Here is a 1,009-nt window from a genome sequence, read left to right as displayed (position 1 = left end):
TCATCGGATAGGGCGACGCAGCCGCGTGCCCGGGCGTGTAGGTCACTGCCACTCTTGCGCTCCATTTCTGCGGGGGATCGTTTCGCGCGGTCAGCGCGCGGCGCCCTGCCAGTCGAGATTGAGGCGATAGCCATCGCCGAAGGCCTCGTTCAGCGCCTTGACCAGCGCCTCGCCGCTTTGGCGCCCGATGACGTCGCCCTGCACATTGATGGTGGCGGTACGCTGGGGCGCCGGGGCCGCCGCCTGGGCTGCGGCCCCGGCCGAGGCGGCCCCGCTGGCGCCAGAGGCCGATTTCGACCCGCCCTTGATCGCCGAGACGAAACTCATGCCGGCGGCGATCACCTTCGCGGCGGCGGCGATGTTGGCCGGGAAGGGCAGTTCCAGAGCCTTCGCCGCGCCGACATAGGTGCTGATCAGCGCCTGCGCGGCGCCGAAGATCCGGGAGATCTTCACCATCTTGTCGCCGCCAGTGGCGAAGGCCGACGCCATGTCGCCCAGGAAGGCCTCGGTCATCTGCAGCCCGTTGCCATAGCGATAGGCGTCGATCTGGGCCATGCGGTCCTGATGCTGCTGCTGAGTGTCTTCCATCAACGCGGCATATTCCTGCTGGGTGATGAGCCGTTGGTCCAGCGCCTGCTGCAGCACCTCCTGCTGGCGGGCATAGCTGGCGATCTGCGCCTCTTCCTGCGTCATCAGGGATTGCTGCAAGGCGTCCAGTTCGGTCTGCACCTTGTTCGCGCCGCCGCCCCCGCCGACAGATTTGGGGGGCGTGCCCCACTCGACGCCGCCGGTGCCAGGCGGGGCGTGTTCCGGGCGGCTTGTGCGGCTCACGCCGGGAAGGATCGGGTTGCCCGCCGCATCGGTATTGGCCGCGGTCTCGGCCGCGGCCCGCGCCTTCGCCGCATCCCAGAGGGCCGTGGCGAGGGTCTTCACCTCGGCGATGGCCCCCGACATCCAGCCCGCCTGGGGGGCCGATGCCGCCAGCTGGCGCATGGCGCCCTCCGCGCGG

1 protein-coding gene is annotated in these 1,009 nt (G+C 70.1%); it reads right to left on the bottom strand.

Translation table 11 applies throughout. From position 1 onward, the window contains the following. Positions 1–90: 90 nt before the first annotated feature. The coding region (locus BYZ73_RS21280) for a hypothetical protein (protein WP_220086883.1) at positions 91–1,009 on the bottom strand (919 nt) is incomplete at its 5' end.

This window comes from Rhodovulum viride, from assembly GCF_003265965.1.
GTDB lineage: Bacteria > Pseudomonadota > Alphaproteobacteria > Rhodobacterales > Rhodobacteraceae > Rhodovulum > Rhodovulum kholense.
Note: the sequence above shows the minus strand (reverse complement) of the source record. Positions and strands in the feature narration are given on the sequence as shown.